This is a genomic window from Sphingomonas sp. (assembly GCF_025353885.1).
Classification (GTDB): Bacteria; Pseudomonadota; Alphaproteobacteria; order Sphingomonadales; family Sphingomonadaceae; genus Sphingomonas_O.
Map to the genome: position 1 here is coordinate 1 of NZ_JANXNX010000117.1, position 21822 is coordinate 21822.

A 21822-nucleotide genomic window follows, 5' to 3' on the forward strand; every position below is an offset into this window, starting at 1 on the left:
CCCCGGCGCAGGCCGGGGCCTATACGGCTGTCGGATCGGGCGCATTTCTTTCGGACGTCCGTATAGGCCCCGGCCTGCGCCGGGGTGACGTGTGGTGGGGTTCGGCGATAATACCAGCGGATCGCGGGCACTATTACGCCCTGACGACAAACCCCTGATTTGAGGTTCTCGGACACTTTCACAAGGCGGCAGGGTTTGTCGTACACTTTCGGGAATTTGCGCACGAAAGCGCGCGATTTGGATATGTTTACCGAGGGGAGTGTACGACAAACATGTGTTTGGCGTCATCTCCGAGTCCCTTCAAATCTGGTTAACAATCCACCTGACGCCGCGAGCGAGATTGTAAACGACTACATGCATACCTCCTGCACAAGCGCCAAAAACCAGACAGGCATTCTGCATGCCGCTGTCTCTCGTGTACGGTACGATAAATGCGCCAAGAAGACCGAAAAAGCCAAATGCTATGGTGCCGCTGAGTGGGCGACGAGTGGCAAATTTTCCAAAGACTAGAAGTGCTGGAACGCCAAGAAAAAGGCTCACTACGATTGCAAATTGGGTTCCAAAAAGCCACAAAACAGCGATAAGTTCTTCTGATTTTGCATATCCGTCATCAGGCAAATAGAAGTAAAATAAAACTGCCGAAGCCAAGATCGATCCTAATGTCGAGGCACATACAGAAACGATAGCCAGATAACCAAATCTATCACGATCTTCGTCGGTTTGTTCCAAGTGGCTTGGCCCCAGTTTAGTCACATCCATGGATGTTCATTACACAGTAGCCTTAGGGGAACGTGGAGAGCCAAACCGATTTCATGGTTGTGTTCGGATAATGGCGATAAACTGGTGTTTGCCGTCGCGGGCGTGAAAGCTAGGCCCCAACCGCCTTGCGCAGCACGTCATTCATGCGCGACTGCCAGCCAGCGCCACCAGCACGAAATGCTGCGATAACTTCGCTATCGAGGCGCAACGTCACCTGTTTCTTTACCGCTTCGCCGAGCGGTGGTCGGCCCATGCGTGCAAGCGTTCCGGTAGCAGGTCGAATAACCCTATTACCTTCTTTTACCTCAGCACGGGCAGCGATCTCTGCCGTCAGAATTGGTGCGTCATCAGGATCAATCCAGTCCGACATATTGTATCTCCTCTATATGCATCTTTCGCATCGAGATGATCCGCATGACCCCTTCGCGGTCTGTCCAGACAAGAGCAATCGCAATGGCGTCGATAAAACCATAACTGACAAAGCGTTCCTCACCGTAATCGATGCGGTCATCAACAACGGTAAGCGAACGGCTTTCAAACAGCCGCGGAGCATCAAGGAAATCAAGTCTACGATCCGTCAGGGTCAGCAAGCGCTTTGCCGGATCAAATTCAATTTCCATAAACACTTATGTAGTTACAAAAAGTATCCGCGTCAAGACCGAGGTCAGATGACCACAAACAGGTGTTTCCCGTCACAGACTCGATCTACGAATAGCCAGCTTCACGTTGATGGCGAAACGCAAGCACGTAGACCGCATCGTCGCCAGGTTCATGTTTGTATAGGGCGACATAACCGCTCGCGCCGAAGCTGATCGGCAATTCGCGCAAAGTCGGTTCCATGTCGAATGGGCGGCCCATGTCTGGCGTGATTTCGAGTGACAACAGGCGGTCTGATATTGCCTTACCGGCACGTTCCGCTGCTTGGGGGTTCTTATCAACAAGGAATGTCCGGCAGCGTTCAAGCCCTGACGCTGCCCCTTCGGTAACGATCAGTCGTGGCACTCCGGCTGCCCCGTTTCAAAAGAAGTGCCCCAGCTATTTAGCCATGTCGCTGTTTCAGGACCGGTAAGATGACGCCCTGTTTCCTGATATTCGACCCAGGACGCGAGAGCTTCGTTTTTAAAACTCTCTCGCGCTTCCTCACGTTCGACATACTGGTGAATTGCCTCGCGCATGATCCAGTGCGCCGATCTATCCCGAATTGCGGCGAGGCGCTGAACGCGGCCTTTCAGCGTGTCATCAATCTTGAGCGAAGTTGCCATGCTGCATCGGTATCCAAAGGTAATACCTTTGGATACCGCCGAGGGTGGAAAGAAGCAATTGCTCGTTGCATCAGATACAGAATGTGGGGACGTCAATGACCCTACGCACCGCTCGCCAACTCACCCTTCAGCAGTTTGTCGAAATATTCGACGGTGCGGGTCAGGCCGGTTCGCATCTCGACGCGCGGTTCCCAGTCGAGGACGGCGCGGGCCTTGCCGATGTCGGGCAGGCGCTGGCGGGGGTCGTCCTGGGGCAGCGGCATGTGGACGATCCGCGACTTTGCGCCGGTGATCGACAGGATTTCGGTGGCGAGTTCGATCATCGTCGATTCGACCGGCGTGCCCAGATTGATCGGGCCGGTGACGTCCTTGCCGGTGTTCATCATCGCGTAAAAACCGCGGATCAGGTCGTCGACGTAACAGAACGAGCGCGTCTGCGAGCCGTCGCCATAGATGGTGATGTCCTGCCCCTGCAGCGCCTGGACAATGAAATTGGAAACGACGCGCCCATCGTCGGGGCGCATCCGGGGGCCATAGGTGTTGAAGATCCGGACGACCTTGATCTCCATGTCGTGCTGGCGGCGGTAATCGAAGAACAGCGTTTCGGCGCACCGCTTGCCCTCGTCGTAGCAGGAGCGGATGCCGATCGGGTTGACGTTGCCCCAATAGGATTCCTCCTGCGGGTGGACCGACGGGTCGCCATAGACTTCGGAGGTCGACGCCTGAAAGACCTTGGCCTTCACGCGCTTGCCCAGGCCCAGCATGTTGATCGCGCCGATGACGCTGGTCTTGGTCGTCTGGACAGGGTCGTACTGGTAGTGGATCGGCGAGGCGGGACAGGCCAGGTTATAGATTTCATCAACCTCGACATACAGGGGAAAGGTGATGTCGTGGCGAAGCAGTTCAAAGCGCGGATGCGAGAGCAGGTGCGCGACATTGGCGCGGCTGCCGGTGAAATAATTGTCGACGCACAGGACGTCATGCCCCTCGGCAATCAGCATTTCGCACAGATGCGAGCCGAGGAAGCCGCAGCCCCCGGTGACGAGGATCCGGCGGGCGGGGACGAGTTTGGTGGCTGGCAGCATTCGACTTGGCTCCGTTTATCAATGCCGATCCGGCGTCGGTAAAAGACGTGAATCATCGGGTCTGGGGGCGGGCAATTAGCCCATCGGGATTAACGCTCTGCCTGCATCCCGGCACGGATGCGCCGACGCAGGGTCTCAGGCGAGACGAAGAAAAAGGCGAAGGCGAACAATTGTTTCAACGTCGGCCTGCCTGCGCGCGCCGCATTGGTGAACAGCGGGCCGAACGCCTCACGGTTGCCGGTCGATGCGGCCATCTGGGCGACGACCGTCAGGCAGAAGCCGCTGAACGCGCGCGGGGTCAGCACCGACCGCATGCCGACCGCCCAGGCGATCGACTGGCGCCAGGTATAGGTGCGGCTGAGCGACTTGCGCGCCTCGGGCACATAGTAAATGACCAGCGGTTCCGGCACGGTGACCAGCCGGTAGCCATGTTGCTTGACCGCGCGGATGACCAGCTCCCACTCCTCGTGCTGCTTGGTGTCGGTAAAGCGGGCCAGCTTGAACAGCGCGGCCGGAAACATCAGAGAGGAGGTTTGCAGGAAACTCTGCCCGCCCTTCAGCCAGGTGCGGCGGTCGAACAGCCATTCGTCGACCGGCATGACATTGTCATAGATTTCGGCCGGACGAACGAAGGTGCCCGTCGAACTGACAACCTTGGACAGGGTCATGATCACCGCGGGTTCGGGTGGCGCGATGGCGACCTGCGCCGCCAGCTTGGTGGGCAGCCATTCGTCATCGTCGTCCAGAAAGGCGATCCATTGCCCGGTGGCGGCGTCGGCCCCAGTATCGCGCGCCTGCCCCGCCCCCCGCTTGCCGTCGTGGTTGATGACGCGCAGGCGGTCGTCCTTCAGCAGCGCGAGCGCGGCGTTAGTGGGGGGATCGACGCCATCGACGACGACGATCACCTCAATGTCGGACAGTGTCTGGGCCAGGCTGCCGACGACGGCGCGACACACGAGTTCGGGACGACCAAATGTCGGAATGACGACGCTCACTAACGGCATTCAGTCGCTCCGACGGGTGGTTGCCAAGTCGTATGGGGAGTCGGGCGCCGGTGTCAACCGCGCGTGACGGTCACGCGCTGTTCAAACATCTGCGCGCTGCCGAACACGGTCATGAAGGCGATGTCGGTGGCGTCGCGGCCGACGCCGATGCGGACGATCTCATCGGCCTGCGCCATCCCCGTAGCATCGACCAGATGCCACGAACTGTCGAGCCAGACTTCGATGACGGCGTGGAAGTCGGGGGGCGTGACATCGGGGGCATAGGCGGCGACCAGGCGCGCGGGGATCATGGCCGCGCGCGCCATGCTGGCCAGCAAATGGGCGAAATCGCGACACACGCCCTGCCGCTGGACAAAGGTGCCCGCCGCCGTCGTATCGCCGCTCGACGAGCCGGAGACATAATCGACATGGGTGGTCATCCAGTCAAGCATCGCCATGATCTTTTGGCCGCCGCCGAAGCCCGAAAACTCACGGGTGACAAAGGCTTCGAACTTGTCGCTTTCGCAATAGCGGCTGGGCAGCAGATAGGGGACGACCAGCGCTGGCAGCATCCGCGGGTCGTTCGCCCGCAGGTGGCGGAGGTCGACGCGCGCGCGGTCGATTTCGACACGGGCGCGATATTCGACGCGGAACTGGCCGAGACCCGCCGCCCACGTCCGCTGGCCGATCGATTCCTCGCCCTCGACCGCGCGCAGGCGTTCGGGCGAGGTCACGGTCAGGGTGCTGGACAACAGTCGCTGATCGGCCATCGCGGCGGCCTCGACCTGCAGGAGCACGTCGTGGCGCTCGGGTATGCCATAATCCAGCAGGACGTCGATATCGATGATCATTGGCGCTCCGGCCCCAAGGTAGATGTGCGTAAATGTGCGTCGAAACAGACTGCACCCAGCGGATGTTCCGGTTCTGTGCGCGGCTTATCCGGTGGGTAACAGCAGACTCGTGTCGCCATAGCTGTAAAAACGATAGCCGTCTGCAATCGCGTGGGCATAGGCGGCCTGCATCGCCTCGCGCCCCATGAGCGCGCTGACCAGCATGAACAGCGTCGAGCGGGGCAGATGGAAGTTGGTGAGCAGCCCGTCGATGGCCCGAAACCGGTAGCCCGGCGTGATGAAGATCGCGGTATCTCCCTCGAACGGGGCGATCCCCTGCCCTTCCCGATACGCGCTTTCCAGCAAGCGGAGCGCGGTGGTGCCGACCGCGATCACGCGGCCGCCCGATGCGCGAACCTGGTTCAGGCGGTCGGCGGTGGCGGCATCGATGCGCCCCCATTCGGCGTGCATCCGGTGGTCGCCTGTGTCGCTGACCTTGACCGGCAGGAATGTGCCCGCGCCGACGTGGAGCGTCAGTGTTTCATGCGCGATCCCCGCTTCGGCGAGCGCGGCCATCAGCGCTGGCGTGAAGTGCAGCGCGGCGGTCGGCGCGGCGACGGCACCGGGCAGATCGGCGAACATCGTTTGATAGTCGCTGGCGTCGCGTTCGTCGGTCGGGCGCTTGCTGGCGATATAGGGCGGCAACGGCATGTGCCCGGCGCGTTCGAGCAAGGTTTCGACGGGCTCGTCGCCGGCAAAGGTCAGCAGCCAACTGCCGTCGTCACCGCGCGTGCTGGCGGTGGCGAAGACCTGGTTCCCGAAGTCGACCGCGTCGCCCTCGTGCAGGCGTTTGGCATTGCGGATAAACGCCCGCCACTCCCGCAACCCCTCGCGCTTGTGCAGCGTCGCGCCGATGGTGGCATTGCCGCGCCTGCCCTCCAACTGCGCGGGGATAACACGGGTGTTGTTGAAGACGAGGCAGTCGGTCGGGCGCAGGACGGTGGGCAGATCGCCAACGATCCGGTCGGTCCGCGTTACGCCGTCGACGACCAGCATCCTGGCACTGTCACGCGGCGACGCCGGGCGCAGGGCGATACTGGCGTCGGGAAGGTCGAAATCGAACAGGTCGACGCGCACGGTCGCAGGCGGTTATTTGGGCGGCGTCGGTGCGGGACTGGCGGGTGCGGGACTGGCGGGCGCGGGACTGGCTGGATGCGCTTGGGGGGCCGCCTGCGGGACGGGTGCCTTTGCTTCGATCGGAGCCGGGATCGTTGCCGGGGTCGCCGGGGCAGCAGCGGCCACCGGAGCCGGGATCACCAGCGCCACGCGGGGTGCGGTGGGGCCGTCGGATTCCATGAAGGCGCGGACGATTTTCGACGGATTGGCGGGTGGTTCGCCGCGCGCGATGGCGTCGACATATTCCATGCCCGAGGTCGCCCGCCCGATGACAGTGTATTTCCCGTCAAGGCGCAGGACCGGCATCAGGACAATAAAGAACTGGCTGTTCGCGCCGTTGATGTCCTGCGGGCGCGCCATCGATACCGCGCCGCGCAGATGCGGCAGGTCGTTGAACTCAGCCTTTACGTCGGGCAGCGGCGATCCGCCCTCGCCGGTCCCTTTTGGATCGCCGGTCTGCGCCATGAACCCTTCGATGACGCGATGGAACAGGACGTTGTCGTAAAATCCAGCCCGGGTCAGCGTCCGAATACGCTCGACGCTGTTCGGAGCCTTGTCGGGACGCAGCAGGATAACGACGCTGCCGCCGGTCGAAAGGTCCAGGTGCAGGATGTTCCTTGGATCGCTGGGCGGCGCGACGGGCACGGGCGCAGGCGTAATCACGGGTAGGGCAGGCTTGGCCGACGCTGCTCCCGAAACGGCGGCAACCGCCAACAGACCCAGTAACAAACGCATCTTGATCGCTCCCAAAAACTTCAACGCCACCAAACTTCAACATCGGCGCTCTGCCCGGCGCGGGCTTAGCGTCCGATGAACCGAAATGCTAACTGCCTTTGCGGCCGATCCTGGTGACCCGGGCAATCACCTCTGCCTCGACGGCCGGCATGACGAAGCGACCGATCGCTCCGCCATACATCGCGATTTCCTTGACCAGCCGCGAGGCGATGGGCTGCAACGCGACATCGGCCATCAGGAAGACGGTCTCGATCCGGTTGTTCAACTGCTGGTTCATCCCCGCCATCTGATATTCATATTCGAAATCGGCGACCGCGCGCAGTCCGCGAACGATGATGCTGGCCTCCTGCCGCTCGGCAAAGTCCATCAGCAGCAGGTCGAAAGGCACGACGCTGACCCCCGCGATATCGGCGGTCTCGCGGACGACGGTCGCCATGCGCTCCTCGACCGAAAACATCGGCGACTTCGACGGATTGGTGGTGACGCCGACAACCAGCCGATCGACCAGCTTTGCCCCGCGCCGGATGATGTCCATATGGCCGCGGGTGATCGGGTCGAAGGTCCCGGGATAGACCCCGATACGGTGATGCATGTCAGCGATCCCTTTCGATGCTGTAGCGCGCGATGGCCCGCAGCAGTTCGGCATTTTCGCCATAGCTCTGCAGGTGTTCGATCGCCTGGTCGACCAGCATCTGCGCCTGCGCGCGCGCGCGATCCACGCCGAGCAGCGACAGGAACGTGGCCTTCCCCGCCGCCTCGTCCTTGCGGAGCGCCTTGCCCGCTGCAGCCTCGTCGCCGTCATGGTCAAGCAGGTCGTCGGCAATCTGGAACGCCAGGCCGATATCGCGCGCATAGCCCCGCAGCGAGGCGCGACCCTCCGGCGGCAAACGTCCCATGATCGCCCCCGCCTCGACACAGAATGCGATCAGCGCGCCGGTCTTCATCTGCTGCAAACGGGTGACGCCGTTCAGGTCGAACGTCTCGGTTTCCGCGACGATGTCCATCATCTGGCCGCCCGCCATGCCGCCCGGACCGCTCGCCCGCGCCAACCCCTCGACCAGTTCGACGCGGACGAAGGGGTCGGCATGAACCGCGTCGGCGGCAATCAGTTCGAACGCGAGCGCGTGGAGCGAATCCCCCGCCAGAACGGCGGTCGCCTCGTCAAAGGCGCGATGGACGGTCGGTCGCCCGCGCCGCAGATCATCGTCGTCCATGCAAGGCAAATCATCGTGGATCAGCGAGTAGACGTGGATCGCCTCCACCGCGCAACCGACACGCAGCGCGGCGGCGCGGTCGATGTGGAACAGGTCGCAGGCGGCCACAACCAGCAGCGGACGCATCCGCTTGCCACCGCCGATACAGGCGTGACGCATCGCCTGGAACAGCCGGTGGCGCGGGTCGTCGGGCACCGGCAGCACCGCATCGAACAGCGCATCGACATCCATCGCGATCCGTCCGAGCGCATCCCCCAGGATCGGCGAAACGGCCCGCATTGCGCCGGTCAGGCCGCGTCGAACGGCTGGGTGCCGGTCGGCGCGCCATCGGCACCGAGGCTGATCTTTTCGATCCGCATCTGCGCATCCTTCAACCGCGCCTCACACTGGCCGCGCAGGATGTCGCCCTCGGCATATAAGGTGATCGAGTCGTCGAGGCTCGCGCTGCCGCTTTCAAGCCGCTGGACGATCGCCTCCAGCCTTTTGAGCGCGTCTTCGAAGGACAGTTGAGAGAATTGGGAGGGTGTTTCGGCCATGAGCGGCTTTTGAAGCGCAGGCTGTTGGCGGTCAAGGTGTGGGGGGGTCCGTGATTAAGGCGCGGTCGCGTGAAACGCCGTCACCCCGGCGAACACCGCCTTCCCTGTTAGGACGAGGGGCTGGCCTGGGCAATCTTTGCACGCTCCTCTGCGACCAGTTCCTTGCGCGACAATTTGCCCACCAGCGTCTTCGGCAATTCTGCACGCACGTCCACCGCGGCAACGCGTTCATGCTTGCCGAGTTGCGGGTTCAGCCATGCTTTCAACGCCGCGCCGTCCATGCTTGCGCCCTCGTTCAGCGTCACGAAGGCCTTCGGAACCTCGCCGTGATAATCGTCGGCTATGCCGATGACGATGGCCTCCTTCACCGCCGGATTGCGATAGAGCATGGCTTCGATCTGGCTGGGAAAGACCTTGAAGCCGCCCACCGCGATCATGTCCTTCAACCGGTCGACGATGCGGATATAGCCCTCTGCGTCGATGGTCGCGACGTCGCCGCTGCGTAGCGCCCGGCCGACGAAGGTTTCGGCATTGGTTTCCGGGCGGCCCCAATAGCCCTTCATGACTTGTGGCCCCTCGAACACCAGTTCGCCGGGTTCGCCGGGGGGCGCGGGTCGGGTCGGGTCCTCGCGGTCGACCAGGCGGACCAGCGTCCCGGCGACAGGCTGGCCAATGGTGCCATCCTTGTTCGCGCCCTGGTACGGATTGCACGAAACGACCCCGGCGCTTTCGGTCAGGCCATAGCCTTCCACGACATGGGCTCCGGTCGCGGCCTCGAACTTTTGCTTCAATGCCCCCGCCAGCGGCGCGCCACCCGATATGCAGACCCGCAACGACGCGAACGACGTGGTGCCCATCTTCGGATGGTCGAGCAGCGCCTGGTACATCGTCGGGACGCCGGGCAGCGCGGTCGCCTTTACCCGCGCGATGGTCGCCAGCACCTGCCCGGCATCGAACCGCGGCACCATGGCGATCATGCCACCGCTCAGCACCGTCCGGTTGAGGACGCAGGTGTTGGCAAAGACATGGAAGAACGGCAGCGCGCCGACGATGCGGTCGGGCATTTCCTGATGCGGATCGATGGCGTGGACCTGCCGCGCGTTGGCAGTCAGGTTCTGGTGGGTCAGCATTGCCCCCTTCGGGACGCCGGTGGTGCCGCCGGTGTACTGGATCAGCGCGACATCGTCGGGATCGACGGCGATCACCGGCGCGTCGGACTGGGTCGGGTCGATCATGGCGCTGACACGCACGATGCGGGGGTTGCCGGTCGGAATCCGGGCGATCTGGCCACGCTTGAACAGGCGGAACAGGATGCGCTTTCCCAGGGGTAGCCAGCCGGAGAGCGACCCGACGACGATACGTTCGATTACGCCGCTGTCCAGCAGTGCGCTGGCCGTCGCGTAAAGCTGCGGCACATCGGTGGTCACCATCAGGCGAACGCCGCTGTCCCGGACCTGATGCGTCAATTCCTCGCGCGAATAAAGAGGCGACATGTTGACGATGATCGCCCCTGCCTTCAGCGCGCCGTAATAGGCGATCAGGTAATCGGGCACGTTCGGCAGATACAGACCCACCCGGTCACCCTTCACCAGCCCCTGCACGACCAGCGCGGCGGCAAAGCGATCGACCAGCACGCCGATGGTCGCATACCGCAACTGCGCACCCAGGAAGTCGCTGAGGATGGCATCAGGGTAGGCAGCAACACTGGCATCGAACATCTGCGGGATCGTCAGCGGCGCGAACACGCGGTCCCAATCACCCGGGTGCGCATAATGCGTGCGCCAGATGGGGTCGGATAGGGGGTCGCTATTGCTCATTCACATAAGTGTAAGCATGGGCTTCGCGAGGGGCAAGCTGGAGGTTTGCTGCGGTCGTCATCACCTCGGCGCAGGCCAGGGTGATAGACGGCCAAGCTTACCGCTTGAACGGATCGACGATTCCACCCGCCAGCAACGGCCGCTCGACTTCGCCCGAGGCGATCTGTTCGGCGAGTTTAGTCGCGTCGTCGCGCTCGGTGCGCAATTGCGTGATCAGGGCGGCACGGTCGCCCTCCAGCCGGTTGTCGACGACCGGTTCGATGCCAGCGGCCTTGGCGGCCTTGGCAACGATGGCGTCCAGTTCACGCTGCGACGACAGGCCCAGCGTCACCGGATCCTTCGGCGTGATATTCGCCATGTTCCAGTGCGTCCGATCGCGGATCGCGGCGATCGTCGTGCGCGTCGTTCCGATCAGCTTGCCGATCTGGCCGTCCGAAACCTCTGGGTGGTTGCGGATGATCCAGGCGATGCCGTCGGGCTTGTCGGCGCGCTTTGAAACCGGCGTATAGCGCGGTCCCTTGGTCCGGGTCACAGCCTCGGGTTCGCGGAACATCTTCAGCGCATAATTCGGGTCAGCCTGCCCCTTGTCGATTTCGGCGAGCGTCAATTCGAACGCGCGGATCGGATCGCGACCGGTCAGCTTGGTCGCCGCCGTATCGTCCGCGATCGCCTGGACTTCCAGAATGTGCAGGCCGCAGAAATTGGCGATCTGTTCGAAACTGAGCGAAGTCTGGTCGACGAGCCACGATGCGGTTGCATGGGGCATAAGCGGCTGGGCCACGGCGGAATCCCTTTGATAAAAGAAGGGCCGCCCCTTTCGGAGCGGCCTGATACTGGCAGATGCCTAGTCTTTCGCGCGCTTTACGACAAGTAAATTACGCGGCCTTCGAGCGTCGTGCGGCCGGCACCAGCGCGGTCAGGAACTGCCGAGCGCTGGCTTCCCAGGTATAGCCCGCACCGTAGGTGGCGCAGGCGGCCCGGTCGCGGGTCAGCGCGGCGGTGGTCGCGGCCTCGATAGTTTCGTGCAGCGCGCCGGTCGTGCCGGTCACGATGTCGATCGGCCCGCTGACCGGATAAGCCGCAACCGGTGTCCCGCAGGCCAGCGCCTCGATCATCACCAGCCCGAACGTGTCGGTCCGGCTGGGGAAGACGAACACGTCGGCCCCGGCATAGGCACCGGCCAGCGCGGCTCCCGACAATGGTCCCATGAAGCGGACCTCGGGGTAGCGCGCCTGCAACGTCGAACGCGCAGGGCCGTCGCCGACCACGACCTTGGTGCCCGGATGCGGCGATAACAGGAACGCCTCGATATTCTTTTCGACCGCGATCCGCCCGACGTAAAGCTGGATCGGGCCGCTGAGTTCGGCAAACAGCGCGGGCGGCGGGGCGGCGGGCGTGAAATTGCCGAGATCGACGCCGCGGCTCCAGTGCCGGGTATGGGAAACGCCATGCGCCATCAGCATGGTGCGAACCGACGGCGTCGACACCAGCACCGCCTCCGACGGAGCGTGGAACCAGCGGATGTATCGCCACACCCAGGCGGCGGGCATCCCCGTGCGCGCCGCGAAATAGTCCGGGAATTGGGTGTGGTAGGCGGTCGTGAAGCAATAGTCGTTACGGATGCACCAGCGCCGCGCGGCCAGGCACAACGGCCCTTCGGTCGACAGGTGCACGGCATCGGGCGCAAAGGCCGCGATGCGCGCACCGACCCATGACGCGCGGGTCATCGCCAGACGAATTTCGGGATAGGTCGGACACGGGATCGACGGATAGTAGTTGGGCGAAATCACCTCGACCACATGACCCTGTTTTTCGAGCTCGTCACGGGTCGCCAGCAGTGTGCGAACGACACCGTTGACCTGGGGCGTCCAGGCGTCGGTGACGATGGCGATCCTCACGCCACTTGTCCAAGATGCGCGATCCTCACGCCGCCAGCCTGAGTTCGTTCGGGGTTTCGCGCTTGGCGATCTCGTCGGCCCAATGGAGCACTTCCATCCGTCCGTCGAAATGTTCGATCAGTGCGGTGCAGCCCTCGACCCAGTCGCCGTCGTTATAATATTCGATGCCCTGGATATCGCGCATCTCGGCATTGTGGATGTGGCCGCAGACGACGCCATCGACGCCGCGCGCTCCAGCTTCGTGCGCGACGATCTCTTCGAAACGACCGATGAAGGCCACCGCGTTCTTGACCTTGTGCTTGGCGTGCTTGGACAGCGACCAATAGGGCAGGTCGAACCACGTCCGCACCCTGTTGACGATGTGGTTGCACCGCATCAGCATTTCGTAGGCAGCGTCGCCAACGAAGGCGAGCCAGCGGTGGGCCAGCATCACCGCGTCGAATTCGTCACCGTGCATGACCAGCAGGCGGCGCCCGTCGGCGGTCTGGTGGATATGCTTGCGCTTGATCTCGACCCCGCCGAAGCTCAGGCCGCTGAACTGGCGAAACATTTCGTCATGGTTGCCGGGGATGTAGATCATCCGGGTGCCGCGCTTCGATCGTTTAAGGATGCGCCAGACGATGTCATTGTGCGCCGTCGGCCAGTAGAATTTCTTTTTCATGCGCCACCCGTCGATGATGTCGCCGACCAGATACATCGTCTCGCTATCGACCGAATCCAGAAAGTCGATAAGCATGGCGGCGGCACAACCGCGCGTGCCGAGGTGAATATCGCTGATCCAGATCGTACGGAAACGGCGGCGAGTCCCCTCGCGCTCGGGAATCGCGGGCGTGTCGGCGTCGTAATCGGACAGGTTGAAGCCCGGGCCGGGCCCGTCCGACAGTTCGGCCTCGAACGCGAGACGCGTGATGGCGTCCATAAGTCTGCTCCCGGAGGTCCCAAGTCCTCGGGCAATCCCTATGGCGCAGGATTGTTACACCCAGTTGGAAGATTCATGCGATTATTGTGACATGCCCCGGCAGCGCCGCCACGTCGTCCAGCCAGCGTGAGACATGGGGATAGCGTGTCAGGTCGAAGGCGCCCTCCCCCGCCGTCGATGTATAGGGATACAGGCAAAGGTCGGCGACCGTCGGCGTCTTTCCGACAAACCACTGCCGCGTCGCCAGATGGTCATCCATCAACGCCAGAGCCGCGTCGCCGTTGCGGGTTCGCATGGGGACCGAAGCTCTCTGCTCCGGAGACCAATTTTCCTCGAACAGGAAGGCGCGCAGGAAGCGCATCGTCGCGACGTTCGGTTCGTGGTTATACTGTTCCCAGTTCATCCAGCGGAGCATGTCGGCCCGGTCAAACCGATCGACCGGAATGAGTGGCGAACTGTCCGCCAGCCAAAAACAGGCGGCATTGCTTTCGGGCAGAAAGCGATCGCCAATCTGCAGCACCGGAATACGCCCATTGGCGTTGACCGTTCCAAGGAAATCAGCCGTCCGCGTTTCCCCCTGCAATATGTCATACTCGCGCCGTTGCAGGGTCGCGCCGACGTGCGCAGCGGTCAGCCGGATCTTGTAGCAATTTCCCGACAGCGCGTATTCGTGAAGGATCAATGTTTCGGTCATGACCGGCATCATGACACCACACCTTCGCACTCGCAACATTTGCAAACTTCTGCTACGGGCCCGCCATGCTCAATCTAAATGGTATTACGGTGCGCCTCGGCGGACGCACGATATTGGACCGCGCCACGGCTTCGCTGCCGACGGGCGCGCGCGTCGGCCTGATCGGACGCAACGGCGCTGGCAAGACGACGCTGATGAAGGCGATCACCGGCCAGCACGACCCCGATGACGGTGCTGTCGAAATGCCGCGCGCGACCAAGATGGGCTATCTGGCGCAGGAAGCGCCGTCGGGAACGAGCACACCGTTCGAGACCGTGCTGGCCGCCGACCTGGAGCGCGCCGCGCTGCTGGACGAGGAGGAGCATACCGCCGACCACCACCGCATCGGTGAGATCCACGAACGGCTGATGGCGATCGACGCCCATGCGGCCCCTGCCCGAGCGGCCCGAATACTCGTTGGGCTGGGCTTCGACGAGGAGGCACAGCACCAGCCGCTCGACAGCTTCTCCGGCGGCTGGAAAATGCGCGTTGCGTTGGCGGCACTGCTGTTTTCGGAACCCGATCTGCTGCTGCTCGATGAGCCTTCGAACCATCTTGATCTGGAAGCGACGCTATGGCTCGAATCCTTTCTGAAAGGGTATCGCGCGACGATGGTGGTGATCAGCCACGAACGCGACCTGCTGAACAATGTCGTCGATCACATCCTGCACCTGGAGGGCGGCAAGTGCACGCTCTACGTCGGTGGCTATGACGCGTTTGAAATGCAGCGCGCCGAACGGATGGCACAACTGGCCTCGGCACGGGTCGCGCAGGAAAATCAGCGCAACAAGCTGCAGGACTATATCGCCAAGAACAGCGCCCGCGCATCGACCGCCAAACAGGCCCAGTCGCGGATGAAGGCACTCGCCCGGATGCAGCCGATCGCCGAAATGGCGAGCGACCCGACACTGGCGTTCGAGTTCCCCAGCCCAAATGAATTGAAACCGCCGCTCGTGACCCTGGACATGGCGGCGGTCGGCTATACCGAGGGCAAGCCGATCCTGCAGCGGCTGAATCTCCGCATCGATCCCGACGACCGGCTGGCACTGCTGGGGCGTAACGGCAACGGCAAGACGACGATGGCGCGGCTGCTGGCGGCGCAACTGCCCGCGATGGAAGGATCGATGAGCGCGAGCGGCAAGATGCGCGTCGGTTATTTCACGCAATATCAGGTCGAGGAACTGGACGGCACCGATACTCCGCTCGAACATATGACGCGCCAGATGAAGGGTGCCTCTCCTGCTGCGGTGCGCGGGCAATTGGGCCGGTTCGGTTTTTCGGGCGCGAAGGCGACGACGCTTGTCGGCAAGCTGTCGGGCGGCGAAAAGGCGCGGCTGGCGCTGGCGCTGATCACGCGCGACGCGCCGCACATGCTGATCCTCGATGAGCCGACGAACCATCTCGACGTCGATGCGCGTGAGGCGCTGGTGCAGGCGCTGAACGACTATGAAGGCGCGGTGATCCTCGTCAGCCATGACCGCCATATGCTGGAACTGACAGCCGACCGGCTGGTGCTGGTCGATAGCGGGACGGCGACCGAATATAGCGGCAGCCTGGACGATTATGTCGACATGATTCTGGGCAAGAACCAACCCAAGGTTGCCAAGGTGGACAAGAAGGGCGACCGCAAGGCGGCAGCGGCAGCACGCGAACGCGACCAGCTATTGCGCGCGGCGGTGAAGGTGGCCGAGGGCGAGATGGCAAAACTGACCGCCGAACGCAGCGCGATCGAGCGCGCGATGTTCGATCCCGCGATCGCCGAGCCGCACCACGCCCGGCTGTCGATGACCGACCTGATGAAGCTGCGCGCGAGCGTCGCCGAGCGGCTGGAGGCAGCGGAGGTGAAATGGGTGCAGGCCAGCGAGGGGCTGGAAGTCGCGGCCTGAAGACACGACCGACCCAATCGTCAACACGCAATCAACTGACCCGTCACCCCGGCCATCCCGACCTTTAATCTGCGTTACCAGGCTATTCTTTCACCCCGGTGATCGAAAAATCCGCCCGTATCCTCCGCGCAAAGCCCCGCGACGGCGCTGAGCAACCGACCCGCCGCCTCCGCTGGCGACTGGACCGGCAAGCCGCTTTTCGCAAACGGCTGTGACAGCCGCGTCGCGACCGTCCCTGGATGGAGCGTGACACAGACGGCCTCGAGCCGCGACCGTGCGAGTTCGATCGCGGCAGTGTGGATAATCTGGTTCAGTGCGGTTTTCGACGCACGATACCCGTACCACCCGCCCAATTGGTTATCACCGATGCTGCCGACCCGTGCCGACAGCGCCGCGAACATGCTTTTGCCGTGGCGCGGGAGCAGGGGCAGGAAATGCTTGGCGACCAGTGCCGGGCCAATCGTGTTGATCGCAAACAGGGTGGCCAACGTGCCGGCATCAAGGTCACGAAGCGATTTTTCCGGAGCGATGTCTTCGCTGGAGAGCAAGCCAGTGGCTACGAAAATCAGGCGGATGGGCTCCGGTCGCGCTTTGATGGCGGCGGCGGCACGTTCGATGCTTGGTTCATCCCTCAGATCGAAGCCATCCGATTGGCAGGACAGGCGGATGACTCCGCTGAAGGATGCATCTCCATCGAGCGCATCGGCAACCGCCGCGCCGATCCCGCCGCTGCTCCCGATCACGATGGCGAGGCCACCCGGCGGAAACGAGCCTGAAATGAGCCGCCCTTGCGTCAGGGGCGAACCTCCAGCACGATCTTCCCGACGTGCGCTCCTGAATCCATCAGCGCATGCGCGCCCGCTGCGTTGCTTAACGGAAAGACGCGATCGATCACTGGCTTCAATCGCCCCGCCTCGGCATGGGGCCAGACCGTGCGCGCCAGTTCGTCCGCGACCAGCGTCTTGAACGCCACGCTGCGCGCCCGCAGCGTCGAGCCGGTCAGGGTCAGGCGGCGCGCCATGATCTGCGGAATGAAGATTTCGGCTTTCGGGCCACCCAGCACGGCGATCGAGACGTGGCGACCGTCTTCGGCAAGGCAGGCAAGATTGCGGGGCAAATAGTCGCCGCCCACCATGTCGAGCACGGCGTTGACCCCCTGCCCGGCCGTGATCCGAGCCACTTCGGCAACGAAGTCCGCCGCCTTATAGTCGATGGCATGGTCTGCGCCAAGTTCGATCGCCCGCGCACACTTTTCGGGCGAACCGCAGGTCACGATGACGGTCAGGCCGAACAGCTTGCCGAGCGTGATTGCCATCGTGCCGATCCCGCTGGTGCCGCCGTGTACCAGAACGGTGTCACCCTCAACGGCATAGGCGCGTTCGAACAAATTGGTCCAGACTGTAAACAGCGTCTCGGGGATCGCGGCCGCTTCGATCATGGTCAGCGCGTCCGGAACCGGCAGGCACTGACCAACCGGAGCGGTGCAATATTCGGCATAGCCACCGCCGGCGACGAGTGCACAGACCGGCTGTCCAAGGTGGAAATCCTCGACCCCTGCGCCCAGGCCGACGACAGTGCCGGCGACTTCCAGCCCGAGGATCGATGGCGCTCCGGGCGGCGGCGGATATTTGCCCTGGCGCTGAAGCACATCGGGCCGGTTCACGCCTGCCGCGGCAATTCGGACAAGGACTTCATCGGGGCCGGGGGTCGGCACCGGGCGGTCGACCAGGATCAGGACTTCGGGACCGCCTCCTTCCGCAGGGTCGATCGCACGCATGGTGGTCGGGATATCCATCATTACCGCTTTCCTGGTCGGAAGGGGCGCCCTCCCGCGAATGGCGGTAATAGAAGGATAGTGGTTCGACAAGACGGTGCCACGCGAAATGCCGGTGCTACTACAGGTAATCGATCGCATCCGTCCGACAGTTTGTTGACAGCGGACAATTCTCCGGCGACCTTCCGGTGATGGACACGGACGACATCTCGCCGCCTCCTCGCGCTGGCGATCCCCTGGCCCTTGCGGTCCGGGCGGACCTCGACCCCTTGTCGGTCGCCGAACTCCATGCGCGGATCGCGATATTGGAAGGCGAAATCGTCCGTACGCGCGCAAAGCTGGACCATGCCACGCGACACCGTTCGATCGCTGACGAATTGTTCAAAAAGTGAATATTGAACCGATCAGATTTCCTGCCGTTCTTGATGAACCGATCCGGACACCCGACATAGAACGGGACTGGATGCCGCAACTGTCGGCCTCCCCAAAGGACCAAGCCCATGCCTTCCTTCGCCCGAGAACTTGAGACCACACTCCACAACGCGCTGTCCGCCGCTGCCGGACGCCGTCATGAATATGCCACGCTGGAGCATCTCCTGCTGGCGCTGATCGACGACGAACATGGCAAAGCGGTGATGGTCGCGTGTGGCGTGGATACCGCCGAGCTGAAGACGGTCGTCACCCACTATCTCGACACCGAATTGGAAGCATTGCGCGTCGAGGGTCAGACCGATCCGTCGCCGACCAGCGGTTTCCAGCGCGTCGTCCAGCGCGCAATTCTCCACGTCCAATCCTCGGGCCGCGACGAAGTGACCGGCGGCAACGTGCTGGTCGCGCTCTTCAGTGAGCGGGAGAGTTATGCCGTTTACTTCCTCCAGCAGCAGGACATGAGCCGCCTGGATGCGGTCAGTTTCATCAGCCACGGCGTCGGCAAGGGCACCGAAGCAACGGAGGCGCGGGAAGTAAAGGGTGCCGAGGAAGAAAAACCGGCCAAGGGTGACGCAAAGAAGAATGGCGAGTCCGCACTCAAGCAGTTCTGCGTCGATCTGAACGAAAAGGCGAAGGCCGGAAAGGTCGATCCGCTGATCGGACGTGGCCCTGAAGTTGATCGCACGATCCAGATCCTGTGCCGCCGATCAAAGAACAACCCACTGTATGTTGGCGATCCCGGCGTCGGGAAAACTGCGATTGCCGAAGGACTGGCGCGCAAGATCGTCGAGGGCCAGGTTCCCGAGGTGCTGCTGCCCGCGGTGATTTATTCGCTCGACATGGGATCACTGCTGGCGGGAACGCGGTATCGCGGCGATTTCGAGGAGCGGCTGAAGGCGGTCGTGAACGAGCTGGAGAAGCTGCCCCATGCGATCCTGTTCATCGACGAAATCCACACCGTGATCGGTGCGGGCGCTACTTCGGGTGGGGCGATGGACGCGTCGAACCTGCTGAAACCGGCGCTGTCGGGCGGGACAATCCGTTGCATCGGTTCGACGACTTACAAGGAGTTCCGCAACCATTTCGAAAAGGACCGCGCGTTGCTTCGGCGGTTTCAAAAGATCGACGTAAACGAACCGACGATCGAGGACACGATCAAGATCCTATCAGGCCTGCGCTCCGCATTCGAGGGGCATCACAATGTCCGCTACACCCCCGACGCGATCAAGTCGGCGGTGGAATTAAGCGCACGGTATATCAACGACCGGAAATTGCCCGACAAGGCGATCGACGTGATCGACGAAGTTGGAGCGATGCAGATGCTGGTCGTTCCGGCCAAGCGCAAGAAAGTCATTACGTCCAAGGAGATCGAAGCCGTCATTGCGACAATGGCACGGATCCCGCCCAAGTCGGTATCGACCGACGACACCAAGTCCTTGGCGTCGCTGGAGACCGACCTGAAACGGGTTGTGTTCGGCCAGAATGCGGCCATCGAAAAGCTGGCATCCGCGATCAAGCTGAGCCGTGCTGGCCTGCGCGATCCCGACAAGCCGATCGGTAATTACCTGTTTACAGGTCCGACCGGCGTCGGCAAGACCGAGGTCGCCCGGCAGTTGGCATCGATCATGGGCATCCCTTTGCAACGCTTCGACATGTCGGAATATATGGAACGGCACAGTGTCAGCCGCCTGATCGGTGCGCCCCCCGGCTATGTCGGGTTCGATCAGGGAGGATTGCTGACCGATGCCATCGACCAACAGCCACACAGCGTGCTGTTGCTCGACGAAATTGAAAAAGCGCATCCCGACCTGTTCAACATCCTGTTGCAGGTCATGGATAACGGGCGCCTGACTGACCAACACGGCAAGTCGGTCGATTTCCGCAATACGATCCTGATCATGACGACCAATGCGGGCGCCAGCGACATGGCGCGCGAGGCGGTCGGCTTCGGCGCTATGACGCGCGAGGGCGAGGACGAAGAGGCGGTGAAAAAGATGTTCACGCCAGAGTTTAGGAATCGCCTGGATGCGATTGTTCCGTTCGGATATTTGCCAACCGAAGTCGTCGCGCGGGTCGTCGACAAGTTCATTCTTCAGTTGGAGATCCAGCTCGCCGACCGCGAGGTGCATATCCGGTTGGACGATGATGCAAAGACGTGGCTCACGACCAAGGGATATGACAAGCTATACGGTGCGCGGCCAATGGGTCGCCTGATCCAGGAAAAGATCAAGCAGCCCCTTGCCGAGGAACTGTTGTTCGGCAAACTCGTGCATGGCGGCGAGGTGCTCGTGCATCTCAAGGACGACGCATTGGCATTTGAGGTCACGCCTGCGGCTCCGAAAAAGGGACGCAAGGGTGGCAAGACGAAGATTATCGCACCGGTCTGATACGCATCTGTTCATGAACGTGAAAGCTGACCGGGCGCACGACGGGGCGATGAAAATGCTCGTCGCCGTCATGCTCGTTATCGCACCGTCGCTTGCCAGAGCGGAGACGATCACACTAACGCCCGAACAGGCGGAACGGGCGAAGGAAGCCGGTGCGGCGCGCAATGCGCAGGATGCCGCGCTGGGGCTTGAACCCGGGCGCGACAAGTCGATCCACGGCGAAATGGGCGTGGCAATCGGCACGGGCGGCTATCGTTCGATGTACGGCACCGCGATCGTGCCGCTGGGTGACAGCGCCACACTCGGACTTTCGTTTGAGCGCGAACAGTTCAACGACCGGTATGGACGATATCGCCGGGGCTATTGACTCCCACTGCTATCGGACACCGGCAAAGGACTTCGCCAGATCCGGACTCTCAATACGCTCTGTTCTGTAAGTTGCCTCTTTGAGAGGATTTCTTATGGCGGCAATCGAACTTTCTGCTGAATTTCGTTAACGCGCGCCTTGCAAGGTCAACTTGAAGGCAGGACGACGGGCCTTGTTCATGTTACGTTCGCCATCCACAGGGAGATTCGTGATGAGTGCACCGTTGACGTTTTACACAAATCCAATGTCGCGCGGACAGATCGTTCGCTGGATGCTGGAGGAGGTCGGCCAACCCTATGAGCAAGTGCTTCTGGACTATGGCACTACGATGAAGGCACCCGAATATCTGGCGATTAATCCGATGGGCAAGGTGCCGGCCATCAAGCATGGCGATACTGTCGTCACCGAAGCGGCGGCAATCTGCACGTACCTGGCCGACGCCTTTCCCGAAGCAGGTCTGGCTCCTGCCCCCATGGAGCGGGGCGATTACTATCGGTGGCTCTATTTCGCGTCGGGACCGGTCGAAGCCGCGGTGACGAACAAGTCGCTTGGGTTCGACGTCCCTGCCGATAAATCGATGAGCGCGGGATATGGCAATTTTGGCGCAGTAATGGACGCCCTTGAAATTGCGGTAAGCGGGAAACGCTATGTCGCGGGTGACACGTTCAGTGCCGCCGATGTTTATGTTGGATCGCAGATTGGATGGGGGCTGATGTTCAAATCGATCGAGCAACGACCCGCGTTCGAGCTTTATTGGGATGGGTTGAAGGACCGGCCTGCCTATCTGAAGGCTAAGGATATCGACATGGCACTGATGCCAAAACAGTCATAGAAAAAAGCTAGGCATAAAAAGGCCCGGCGGATCACTCCGCCGGGCCTCATTTCGTTTTCCTGCCGGTAGGGTATTAGCGACGGTCGCCCATGAAGCGCAGCAGGAACATGAACATATTGACGAAGTCGAGATACAGCGTCAGCGCGCCCATGATGACCGTCTTGCCGATCATTTCGGAACCCTGCACCTGGTAATACATC

Annotated in this window: 25 protein-coding genes and 1 pseudogene; 5 read left to right on the top strand and 21 right to left on the bottom strand. The window is 62.2% G+C overall.

Annotated elements, in window-relative coordinates; translation table 11 throughout:
* Positions 1-300: 300 nt before the first annotated feature.
* The 18 genes from Q0R02_RS13635 to Q0R02_RS13720 form a co-directional block, all read right to left on the bottom strand.
* On the bottom strand, positions 301-759 hold the full coding sequence (locus Q0R02_RS13635; RefSeq protein WP_293884347.1) for a hypothetical protein: 459 nt from the start codon (positions 757-759) through the stop codon (positions 301-303).
* A 109-nt stretch (positions 760-868) separates the two neighbouring features.
* Entirely contained in the window at positions 869-1129 is a 261-nt protein-coding gene (locus Q0R02_RS13640) for a BrnA antitoxin family protein (protein WP_293884349.1), read from the bottom strand.
* Entirely contained in the window at positions 1113-1379 is a 267-nt protein-coding gene (locus tag Q0R02_RS13645; RefSeq protein WP_293884351.1) for a BrnT family toxin, read from the bottom strand. The genes Q0R02_RS13640 and Q0R02_RS13645 overlap by 17 nt, the downstream gene beginning before the upstream one ends.
* Before the next feature lie 85 nt (positions 1380-1464).
* Positions 1465-1761: a type II toxin-antitoxin system RelE/ParE family toxin gene (locus Q0R02_RS13650; RefSeq protein ID WP_293884353.1), complete on the bottom strand. Its 297-nt coding sequence runs from the start codon at positions 1759-1761 to the stop codon at positions 1465-1467.
* Complete coding sequence (locus tag Q0R02_RS13655) at positions 1749-2021, bottom strand: CopG family ribbon-helix-helix protein (RefSeq protein WP_293884355.1); 273 nt, start codon at positions 2019-2021, stop codon at positions 1749-1751. Before Q0R02_RS13655 ends, Q0R02_RS13650 begins: the two co-directional genes overlap by 13 nt.
* A 101-nt stretch (positions 2022-2122) precedes the next feature.
* Complete coding sequence (locus tag Q0R02_RS13660; protein ID WP_293884357.1) at positions 2123-3106, bottom strand: UDP-glucuronic acid decarboxylase family protein; 984 nt, start codon at positions 3104-3106, stop codon at positions 2123-2125.
* 89 nt (positions 3107-3195) lie between these two features.
* Complete coding sequence (locus Q0R02_RS13665; RefSeq protein WP_293884359.1) at positions 3196-4110, bottom strand: glycosyltransferase family 2 protein; 915 nt, start codon at positions 4108-4110, stop codon at positions 3196-3198.
* 53 nt (positions 4111-4163) lie between these two features.
* Positions 4164-4940 (bottom strand): transglutaminase family protein, encoded by a 777-nt coding sequence (locus Q0R02_RS13670; protein WP_293884361.1) that lies wholly within the window; start codon positions 4938-4940, stop codon positions 4164-4166.
* Positions 4941-5024: 84 nt separating this feature from the next.
* Positions 5025-6056, bottom strand: a complete 1032-nt coding sequence (gene queA, locus Q0R02_RS13675) for a tRNA preQ1(34) S-adenosylmethionine ribosyltransferase-isomerase QueA (protein WP_293884363.1) — start codon at positions 6054-6056, stop codon at positions 5025-5027.
* Positions 6057-6068: 12 nt separating this feature from the next.
* Positions 6069-6830, bottom strand: coding sequence for a peptidylprolyl isomerase (locus Q0R02_RS13680; RefSeq protein ID WP_293884364.1), 762 nt, complete (start codon positions 6828-6830; stop codon positions 6069-6071).
* A gap of 88 nt (positions 6831-6918) precedes the next feature.
* Positions 6919-7422: a pantetheine-phosphate adenylyltransferase gene (coaD, locus tag Q0R02_RS13685; RefSeq protein ID WP_293884365.1), complete on the bottom strand. Its 504-nt coding sequence runs from the start codon at positions 7420-7422 to the stop codon at positions 6919-6921.
* Position 7423: 1 nt separating this feature from the next.
* Positions 7424-8323: a polyprenyl synthetase family protein gene (locus Q0R02_RS13690; protein WP_293884367.1), complete on the bottom strand. Its 900-nt coding sequence runs from the start codon at positions 8321-8323 to the stop codon at positions 7424-7426.
* Positions 8324-8331: 8 nt separating this feature from the next.
* Entirely contained in the window at positions 8332-8580 is a 249-nt protein-coding gene (locus Q0R02_RS13695) for an exodeoxyribonuclease VII small subunit (protein WP_293884369.1), read from the bottom strand.
* A gap of 107 nt (positions 8581-8687) precedes the next feature.
* Positions 8688-10397, bottom strand: a complete 1710-nt coding sequence (locus tag Q0R02_RS13700; RefSeq protein WP_293884371.1) for a long-chain fatty acid--CoA ligase — start codon at positions 10395-10397, stop codon at positions 8688-8690.
* 97 nt (positions 10398-10494) lie between these two features.
* Positions 10495-11163 (bottom strand): DUF1013 domain-containing protein, encoded by a 669-nt coding sequence (locus Q0R02_RS13705; RefSeq protein ID WP_293884387.1) that lies wholly within the window; start codon positions 11161-11163, stop codon positions 10495-10497.
* Positions 11164-11272: 109 nt separating this feature from the next.
* Entirely contained in the window at positions 11273-12295 is a 1023-nt protein-coding gene (locus tag Q0R02_RS13710) for a glycosyltransferase family 1 protein (protein WP_293884373.1), read from the bottom strand.
* A 25-nt stretch (positions 12296-12320) separates the two neighbouring features.
* Positions 12321-13214, bottom strand: coding sequence for a UDP-2,3-diacylglucosamine diphosphatase (locus Q0R02_RS13715; RefSeq protein WP_293884375.1), 894 nt, complete (start codon positions 13212-13214; stop codon positions 12321-12323).
* A gap of 73 nt (positions 13215-13287) precedes the next feature.
* A complete protein-coding gene (locus Q0R02_RS13720) occupies positions 13288-13908 on the bottom strand; it encodes a glutathione S-transferase family protein (RefSeq protein ID WP_293884376.1) in 621 nt (206 codons plus the stop codon).
* Between the two features lie 65 nt (positions 13909-13973).
* Between Q0R02_RS13720 and Q0R02_RS13725 the strand changes: the two genes are divergently transcribed.
* A complete protein-coding gene (locus Q0R02_RS13725; protein ID WP_293884377.1) occupies positions 13974-15833 on the top strand; it encodes an ABC-F family ATP-binding cassette domain-containing protein in 1860 nt (619 codons plus the stop codon).
* 74 nt (positions 15834-15907) lie between these two features.
* Here Q0R02_RS13725 and Q0R02_RS13730 read toward each other — a convergent pair whose 3' ends face one another.
* Together Q0R02_RS13730 and Q0R02_RS13735 are read right to left on the bottom strand one after the other, a co-directional pair.
* Entirely contained in the window at positions 15908-16576 is a 669-nt protein-coding gene (locus Q0R02_RS13730) for an SDR family NAD(P)-dependent oxidoreductase (RefSeq protein WP_293884379.1), read from the bottom strand.
* A gap of 50 nt (positions 16577-16626) precedes the next feature.
* On the bottom strand, positions 16627-17631 hold the full coding sequence (locus Q0R02_RS13735; RefSeq protein ID WP_293884381.1) for an NAD(P)H-quinone oxidoreductase: 1005 nt from the start codon (positions 17629-17631) through the stop codon (positions 16627-16629).
* A gap of 167 nt (positions 17632-17798) precedes the next feature.
* Here Q0R02_RS13735 and Q0R02_RS13740 point away from each other — a divergent pair, with 167 nt between their 5' ends.
* The 4 genes from Q0R02_RS13740 (at position 17799) to Q0R02_RS13755 (ending at position 21622) form a co-directional block, all read left to right on the top strand.
* Positions 17799-17999 (top strand): DUF1192 domain-containing protein, encoded by a 201-nt coding sequence (locus Q0R02_RS13740; RefSeq protein WP_293884388.1) that lies wholly within the window; start codon positions 17799-17801, stop codon positions 17997-17999.
* A 108-nt stretch (positions 18000-18107) separates the two neighbouring features.
* Positions 18108-20423 carry an ATP-dependent Clp protease ATP-binding subunit ClpA gene (gene clpA / locus Q0R02_RS13745; RefSeq protein ID WP_293884383.1) on the top strand — a complete coding sequence of 772 codons (2316 nt, stop codon included), beginning with the start codon at positions 18108-18110 and terminating at the stop codon, positions 20421-20423.
* 13 nt (positions 20424-20436) lie between these two features.
* Positions 20437-20790 carry a hypothetical protein gene (locus tag Q0R02_RS13750; protein WP_293884385.1) on the top strand — a complete coding sequence of 118 codons (354 nt, stop codon included), beginning with the start codon at positions 20437-20439 and terminating at the stop codon, positions 20788-20790.
* A gap of 211 nt (positions 20791-21001) precedes the next feature.
* Positions 21002-21622 carry a glutathione S-transferase family protein gene (locus Q0R02_RS13755; protein ID WP_293884386.1) on the top strand — a complete coding sequence of 207 codons (621 nt, stop codon included), beginning with the start codon at positions 21002-21004 and terminating at the stop codon, positions 21620-21622.
* Positions 21623-21695: 73 nt separating this feature from the next.
* On the opposite strand, the pseudogene Q0R02_RS13760 reads toward Q0R02_RS13755, so the two are convergent.
* Positions 21696-21822 (bottom strand): annotated as a pseudogene (locus Q0R02_RS13760) (Bax inhibitor-1 family protein); the annotation flags it as partial.